11 protein-coding genes are annotated in these 6,000 nt (G+C 52.3%); all 11 read left to right on the forward strand.

The features are described from left to right. The first annotated feature begins 167 nt into the window (after positions 1-167). The 11 genes from ACF8D4_RS04465 to ACF8D4_RS04515 all read left to right on the forward strand — a co-directional run bounded on the left by ACF8D4_RS04465 (position 168) and on the right by ACF8D4_RS04515 (position 5,978). Positions 168-320, forward strand: a complete 153-nt coding sequence (locus ACF8D4_RS04465) for a hypothetical protein (protein WP_206191456.1) — start codon at positions 168-170, stop codon at positions 318-320. A gap of 76 nt (positions 321-396) precedes the next feature. Beyond that, the gene (locus ACF8D4_RS04470) at positions 397-918 is read left to right on the forward strand and encodes a hypothetical protein (RefSeq protein ID WP_144132126.1); all 522 of its coding nucleotides are present in this window, start codon (positions 397-399) and stop codon (positions 916-918) included. Positions 919-1,018: 100 nt separating this feature from the next. Next, the gene (locus ACF8D4_RS04475; protein ID WP_392468440.1) at positions 1,019-1,324 is read left to right on the forward strand and encodes a GNAT family N-acetyltransferase; all 306 of its coding nucleotides are present in this window, start codon (positions 1,019-1,021) and stop codon (positions 1,322-1,324) included. 39 nt (positions 1,325-1,363) lie between these two features. Next, positions 1,364-1,726 carry a hypothetical protein gene (locus tag ACF8D4_RS04480; RefSeq protein ID WP_144166346.1) on the forward strand — a complete coding sequence of 121 codons (363 nt, stop codon included), beginning with the start codon at positions 1,364-1,366 and terminating at the stop codon, positions 1,724-1,726. A gap of 41 nt (positions 1,727-1,767) precedes the next feature. Further along, positions 1,768-2,130 (forward strand): MmcQ/YjbR family DNA-binding protein, encoded by a 363-nt coding sequence (locus ACF8D4_RS04485; protein WP_208160824.1) that lies wholly within the window; start codon positions 1,768-1,770, stop codon positions 2,128-2,130. A 32-nt stretch (positions 2,131-2,162) separates the two neighbouring features. Beyond that, complete coding sequence (locus ACF8D4_RS04490; RefSeq protein WP_028780256.1) at positions 2,163-2,381, forward strand: DUF6500 family protein; 219 nt, start codon at positions 2,163-2,165, stop codon at positions 2,379-2,381. A gap of 147 nt (positions 2,382-2,528) precedes the next feature. Further along, the gene (locus ACF8D4_RS04495) at positions 2,529-2,975 is read left to right on the forward strand and encodes a GNAT family N-acetyltransferase (protein WP_025010677.1); all 447 of its coding nucleotides are present in this window, start codon (positions 2,529-2,531) and stop codon (positions 2,973-2,975) included. Positions 2,976-2,982: 7 nt separating this feature from the next. Continuing rightward, positions 2,983-3,777 carry a hypothetical protein gene (locus ACF8D4_RS04500; RefSeq protein ID WP_144166347.1) on the forward strand — a complete coding sequence of 265 codons (795 nt, stop codon included), beginning with the start codon at positions 2,983-2,985 and terminating at the stop codon, positions 3,775-3,777. Positions 3,778-3,780: 3 nt separating this feature from the next. Further along, positions 3,781-4,239, forward strand: coding sequence for a hypothetical protein (locus ACF8D4_RS04505; RefSeq protein ID WP_301561381.1), 459 nt, complete (start codon positions 3,781-3,783; stop codon positions 4,237-4,239). Between the two features lie 76 nt (positions 4,240-4,315). Continuing rightward, positions 4,316-5,005 (forward strand): DJ-1/PfpI family protein, encoded by a 690-nt coding sequence (locus ACF8D4_RS04510; protein ID WP_081737132.1) that lies wholly within the window; start codon positions 4,316-4,318, stop codon positions 5,003-5,005. 121 nt (positions 5,006-5,126) lie between these two features. Then, entirely contained in the window at positions 5,127-5,978 is an 852-nt protein-coding gene (locus ACF8D4_RS04515) for a sulfurtransferase (protein WP_208251169.1), read from the forward strand. Positions 5,979-6,000 lie beyond the last annotated feature (22 nt).

Consider the following 6,000-nt stretch of genomic DNA (forward strand, 5'->3'; position numbering starts at 1 on the left):
TCTATTCTCGACTGCCGCTATGGCCTAAACACTGAAAACGGATGGTTATAAAATAGAGATAGAAATCAACTGTGAAAGTGAAATGTTATGTGACGATGTTTCCTATATAGGCCAGTCCAAAAAGTCGGGTGAATCAAATAAGATTAACCGGCAGAACAGTACACACTATGTGCAATGATGGTGTTACCCCCTGCACCTTCCAGGGCTATGAGTTTCAAAACGGCTCAATCAATTACTTTGTTTCTGTCTTTGGCGAGCTTAGCGTCACCAATCAACATGGCGAGTTGATCCTGGAACAATCCGGGCAATGGCTCGATTAGCATGCTCATCAGCAAATCCAAATTCACTATCAGACTTGATTGTATAAAGGACAGGGAAAGAATAATGATAAAAAGGATGTTAGCTGTTTTTGGGATAAGCTTTTTTATTGTCGGTTGTGCCAATATTCCACTTGGCACCATGCTCAGTCTAAGCTCCTTCGATGAGCAGGATTTTGTTCAATTAAACCCGCAAGTCATCAGATCGCAGATCCTTATCGATGCGCCGGGCAAACTCGACCTTGATACCACTGACCTGACCCTGGAGCTGGATAGCAGTAAGGGAATATCCAGCTATCGCTTCCCGCTCAGACTGGAGTCGACTGAGATTATCCCCCCAAACGAGGGACTGTTCAGCACCAGCCCCATGAAACACCATTACCAATTGGCACTCTCTGAAACGGCAATAAGCAGTTTCAGGCAAGTGCAGGCGTTGATAAATACCGAGACACCCACAGAGTACAGCTTTTCCATCGACGCGGGCCTTGCTGATACAAGCGAACCGTTAAGGGAAGTCACCTTGTCGGTTTTGATCAAACTGACCGAAGAGCAGGGATATCTGACCTTGATAGATAACGCAACACTCAACCTTGAGCATTAGCCTTGAACTTGGGCCTTGAGCATAAAACGACAGCAGCCTTAACCCCTGATTTGATTAAGACTGGATCCAAAACAACCAACAACAACTCAAGGAAATCGGTATGCAGATTGACCTTTTACAGCAAGTTGATGATGACCTGCAAAATGAGCTTATCGACAAGCTCAGAACCTATAATCACAGCTATATAAACGAAACTAGCCAACCTCTGGCCGCCATAGCACGCGATTCCGAGGGGCAACTCATTGGTGGCGTGAGTGGCCGCAGCATCTATCGCCAGTTGCTGATTGAGGTGGTTTGGGTCGCGAAGGCGCATAGAGGTTCAGGTCTTGGCAGCCGCTTAATGGCTCTGTGCGAGCAAGAGGCAATCAAACGGGGGTGCCTGGCTGCAATATGCCTTTTCTCCTGAGAGCGTGTTTGCGCCTTGTTCAATTTAGAGACTTGTTCCATGCACGGACTCATGAGTAACACCAAGTGGCGCAAGGTATTGACTGTTCTGGCCAAGTACCCCGTCTATCTACAGCTCAAACGCCTGCAGGATGAAGACTTTCCACTGGATGTCGAACGCGCCGATCTGATTCTATCTGAGCTGGGTACGACACACTTTACTTATGTCAGATGTTCAGTCAGCTACAACGAGATAGACAAGTTGAAAGTAAAACGTCCAGCCAGAATATCGGCTTGGGGAGCAAACGAGATGACAGATTTATTTTCAGAGCTGAGCACGGAACTGAAAACCCTAGGTCAGCTCCCTTGCCAATTTGGGACCGATACGCTTGTCCTGTTCGGTTATCAACAAAACGTCGACTGAAGCCGGTATTATTATACTCCCCCAAAATGACAGAGAACGCCATGACACTGACACAACTCAAGAAACTGTTACAGCAATGCCCCAACGCCACTGCCGACTATCCTTTTGGTCCTGAGGCCAGAGTCTATAAGGTCATGGGTAAGATGTTTGCTCTGCTGGCCGAGCAGGAAACGCCCCCTAGGGTGACACTCAAGGCCAAGCCAGCCGACGTGCAGGCACTGACCGATAGCTTTGAGGCGATAGTGCCCGGCTATTACATGAATAAGCAGCATTGGTTCACGCTAACCTTGAATGGTGAGGTCAGCGAGGATATGCTCCGTGACCTGATTGAGGCATCCTACGCCCTGGTTGTCAGTAAACTGACCAAGGCGCAACAAGCCCAGTTGCAACAGCAAAACACCTAAAAATGACTTTTCAGATTGAGGGAACAATCGAGATGCGTGCCAGCCTGCGACAAAAAGTTATCCATGTCTGCCAGCAAAAAATCGCCCAGAAGGGCGAAAATGTTGGCGTCTCCTTCTATGCCTTCTTTGCCAACAAGAATGATGATCCCGAGTTGCTCATGGAGGCCGCAACCTGGTGGATCCAGACCCATAAACTGGATCACTTTGAGAAGGCCCGCAAAATTCTGCAAATGGTGCAAGCCGGGCAATAACCTCAGGGGCTGAGTAGCGCTAACCAGAGCCTAATTAAGCCCATGGATATAAACCATGCAACTCGCCGGGGAAAGATGAGCGCATCCTGCTCGGCCTGGCTCTCAAAGAGCACCACAACCCGACCCAGGATTGGAAAACCACAAGATATGAACATTGAAACCCCATCCAGTGCCGACTTTGCTGAGCTGCTGCAAGTCTGGGAAGATTCAGTGCGCGCCACCCACGACTTTATCAGCGAAGCCGATATCGCCTTTTTCAAGCCGCTGATCCTCGATAAGGCCTTCCCGGCGGTGACGCTCAGATGTATACGAGATGAAGCCAAAGCCATTGTCGGCTTTCTGGGCGTAGCAGACGACAAGATAGAGATGCTGTTTGTTCACAGCCGGGCTCGCGGCCAAGGCGTAGGCAGTGCCCTGCTCAAGCATGCCATCGAAGACCTCGGCGCCAACTTGGTCGATGTCAATGAGCAAAACCCACAGGCGGTCGGATTCTACCGCCATCAAGGCTTTAAACAGATCTCCCGCTCGGCACTCGATGCCATGGGTAAGCCCTTCCCTATTTTGCATCTGGCGCTTGATACCTCAAAAGGATAACTGATTGATGTCCAAGGAAGATGAGTTAAACAAAAAATATCGCGCTCTGCCCCGCGGCGCTCGTTGGCACTTAAAGCTGGATGCCGATGGACGAGCCTACTTTATTGGCAGACAGCAAACCCTGGCTACAATCTGGGGCTTTATCATGCTGGTTCCCCTGTCGGCCTCAAGTTTAATGGCTGTGGTGCTGACAGGAAAATCACAGGTATTTCATGCCGTCTCGGCCTTGCTGTTGTTAACTCTGGCAACTGGCTGTTTGGGGGTGAGAAGGCGTTGGCTGTTTGACCCCAAAAGCGCTGAGATTCAAAAATACACTGGCTGGTGGCGTATAAAAGCCAAGCCCCGTAAAACCCTGCCCTACAGTCAACTCTCTATTCATATTACCCCACTGGCACAAACGCCCAATGGGGTACAGCTGGTGCTGCTCGGACAGCGCCACACCCTGACAGATATGGCCGAGGCGCTGGCATTGATAGGCTTTTTGCGCGGCTGCGCCGGCCCGCGCGCAGTCAATGAACTTGAAGTTTATGAACTTGAAGTCTATGAAAAAGTCACTGCATGGCCCGAGTTGAAAGCCGTGCCCTTTGACGCAGCTCCAAGCGACTTGGCGCCGCCGGAGGCCGAGAGCCAGGCCGCAAAATCCCCCCATACCGAAACCAAGCCTCTGAAAGCCGCGACTCAAACTGGCCAATCCATCAGTCAGTACCGGCCCATTTGGGAGCAACACCTGATGTGGAAACTGGCACTGCCGCTGCCGCTTTTTGCCCTGCTCGGACTGCTACTGACACGCTTAGGGAGCTGAGCCATGGCGCACTGGAACAAGTACTCCTCACAAAGGGCCGAGTTGGTGTTTGGCCGCTGGACCTGGTTAATCGGCCTGCCGCTGGCGGCGCTGACTCTGGCACAGGTGTATTTCGGGCTTAACCCTGAATTGCTGCTCGGTTGGGCCATGGGGGCAACACTCGGCTGGCACGCGTTGTTCTGTCGCCATAAAATCTTGATAGACAAAGATACCTGTGTGCTGGTGCACAGTATTCGCAGTATCTACCCCATAGGGCAACTCCAGGTGCCACTGGCCGAAATCAGCGGATTTTGCCTCTGCCCCCACTTCGGCGAGCCCAGATACTGGGACTTGATCTTGATGCTCAAGGATGGTCAGAGAGTGACCCTGCTGAGACGTAAGGGCAAGGCCGCAATGCAGGAGCTGGGTAAAGAGCTGGCCGATGTCAGCGGCCTGGCCTATGACGAAGAGTTCAGAGACTGAATCCCGGCTTGCATTGGCATTGAATAACATTCCTGAAGAATCCAATTGTCAAACTGATACCAGACAAGGAGGCTGTATGTCTGTTTATACTTCACCAAACGCCCAAACTCCGAGCGCCAGCTATGGCGCGGCGGACAAGAAACCCACTATCGCCATAGTGGCTTTCGATGAATTTACCGATATCGATCTGTTTTTGATGTGGGACATAGTGGGCCGCATCCAGAATGATTGGCAGGTCAAGCTGCTCGGCAGCAGCAAAAGTCACAAATCGGCATTGGGTCTTGAGATTGAGATGCAGGGCCATATTCGCGAAGCCAACCAGGCTGATGCCGTGCTGTTTATCAGCGGCAAACAGGGGATCCCGCTGGCGCTGCAAGACCCGGACTTTATCAATACTTTTGAGTTGGATCCCAACAAGCAACTGCTCGGCTCTATCTGCGCCGGTTCCTTTATCCTGCAAAGATTGGGGTTACTGGATTGCCGCGCGGCCACCACGCATCCGGATGCCAAAACGGCATTGCAAAAGACAGGTGCCGAAGTACTTGATGAACCTTTGGTGATAAGAGGCAACATAGCTACCGCCGGTGGCTGCCTGTCGGCCATGTATCTGTGTGCCTGGCTGGCCGAACGCTTGCTCGGCGAAGAGAAGCGCCGGGAAATGCTAAGGGAGCTGTTGCCCGCCGGACAACAGCCACAGTTTGAGGCCATTATTGATGCCAGCCTGCAAAGTGCTGCCGAGGCTGCAATCCAAACCGCATGCCAATAACTATTGAGAATAATCGCCTATAGAGGTTCTGTGGCAATAACAGCTTGAGAAATCCGTAGCGCTCCAGTAATTTGGGCCAAGTTTCATTGCTTGGTGCCGTTACCGAGCTTAAGGAGTCGAGATGCAATCTGCACTGGTAAGCAGCGAGTGGTTGGCCGCTCATCTTTCTGATCCCAAGTTGGTCATTTTGGATGCCAGCATGGACAAGGTGATAGGCCGCGAGCCGATAGTCTACGATGAGCCCTGCTTTATTGCCGGTGCCCGGCGGCTGGATCTGGAGCGGGAGTGCACAGATCTGCAGTCCAGTGAGTTACACGCCCTGCCGAGTCAGGCCCAGTTTACCGAGCTGGTGCAGCGGCTAGGCATCGACCAGGACAGCACTGTCGTCATCTATGACAACCAGGGTATCTACTCATCGCCCCGGGGCTGGTGGTGTTTCAAGGTTATGGGCTTTGAGCAGGTGTTTGTTCTCGACGGCGGTCTGCCCAAATGGCTCAAAGAGAAGCGCCCCTGTGCCGACAAGCCGGCGACTGAGTTTCCGCGCGGTAACGCCTGTGGGCAATATCAAGCGGAAAAGGTCTGTAACGCCCCCCAGGTATTGGATACCCTGGCAGGCAAGCAGGCCATGATACTGGATGCCAGGGCAAGTTCACGCTTTCTCGGCCAGAGTCCCGAACCCAGAGAAGGGGTGCGCAGCGGCCATATTCCCGGCGCAGTGAATCTGCCGTTTGCCGAAGTGCTGGATGGCGACAGCCTGAAACCTCAGCCGGCACTGGAGCAGATTTTTCTGCATCTGGGTGCCATGGACGCCAGACGCAGCGGCAAACCTTTGATCTTCAGTTGCGGCTCAGGGATCACCGCCTGTATTTTGATCCTGGCGGCCTATCAGGTACGCCTCGATGCCCTGATACTCTACGATGGCTCTTGGGCCGACTGGGGCAGCAAGGCCCATCTGCCGCTGGCAACAAATTAGGGAAGGTGCGAATAAGTACTCG

The organism is Shewanella sp. YQ_9, assembly GCF_043103185.1.
Taxonomy (GTDB): Bacteria; Pseudomonadota; Gammaproteobacteria; order Enterobacterales; family Shewanellaceae; genus Shewanella; species Shewanella algae.

What these genes read in the sequence shown, in the direction of transcription:
- ACF8D4_RS04505 (WP_301561381.1), top strand. Translation starts at nt 3,781, where the DNA reads ATGGCGCACTGGAACAAGTACTCCTCACAAAGGGCCGAGTTGGTGTTT.
- ACF8D4_RS04485 (WP_208160824.1), top strand. Translation starts at nt 1,768, where the DNA reads ATGACACTGACACAACTCAAGAAACTGTTACAGCAATGCCCCAACGCC.
- ACF8D4_RS04515 (WP_208251169.1), top strand. Translation starts at nt 5,127, where the DNA reads ATGCAATCTGCACTGGTAAGCAGCGAGTGGTTGGCCGCTCATCTTTCT.
- ACF8D4_RS04470 (WP_144132126.1), top strand. Translation starts at nt 397, where the DNA reads ATGTTAGCTGTTTTTGGGATAAGCTTTTTTATTGTCGGTTGTGCCAAT.
- ACF8D4_RS04510 (WP_081737132.1), top strand. Translation starts at nt 4,316, where the DNA reads ATGTCTGTTTATACTTCACCAAACGCCCAAACTCCGAGCGCCAGCTAT.
- ACF8D4_RS04465 (WP_206191456.1), top strand. Translation starts at nt 168, where the DNA reads ATGTGCAATGATGGTGTTACCCCCTGCACCTTCCAGGGCTATGAGTTT.
- ACF8D4_RS04480 (WP_144166346.1), top strand. Translation starts at nt 1,364, where the DNA reads ATGCACGGACTCATGAGTAACACCAAGTGGCGCAAGGTATTGACTGTT.
- ACF8D4_RS04490 (WP_028780256.1), top strand. Translation starts at nt 2,163, where the DNA reads ATGCGTGCCAGCCTGCGACAAAAAGTTATCCATGTCTGCCAGCAAAAA.
- ACF8D4_RS04495 (WP_025010677.1), top strand. Translation starts at nt 2,529, where the DNA reads ATGAACATTGAAACCCCATCCAGTGCCGACTTTGCTGAGCTGCTGCAA.
- ACF8D4_RS04500 (WP_144166347.1), top strand. Translation starts at nt 2,983, where the DNA reads ATGTCCAAGGAAGATGAGTTAAACAAAAAATATCGCGCTCTGCCCCGC.
- ACF8D4_RS04475 (WP_392468440.1), top strand. Translation starts at nt 1,019, where the DNA reads ATGCAGATTGACCTTTTACAGCAAGTTGATGATGACCTGCAAAATGAG.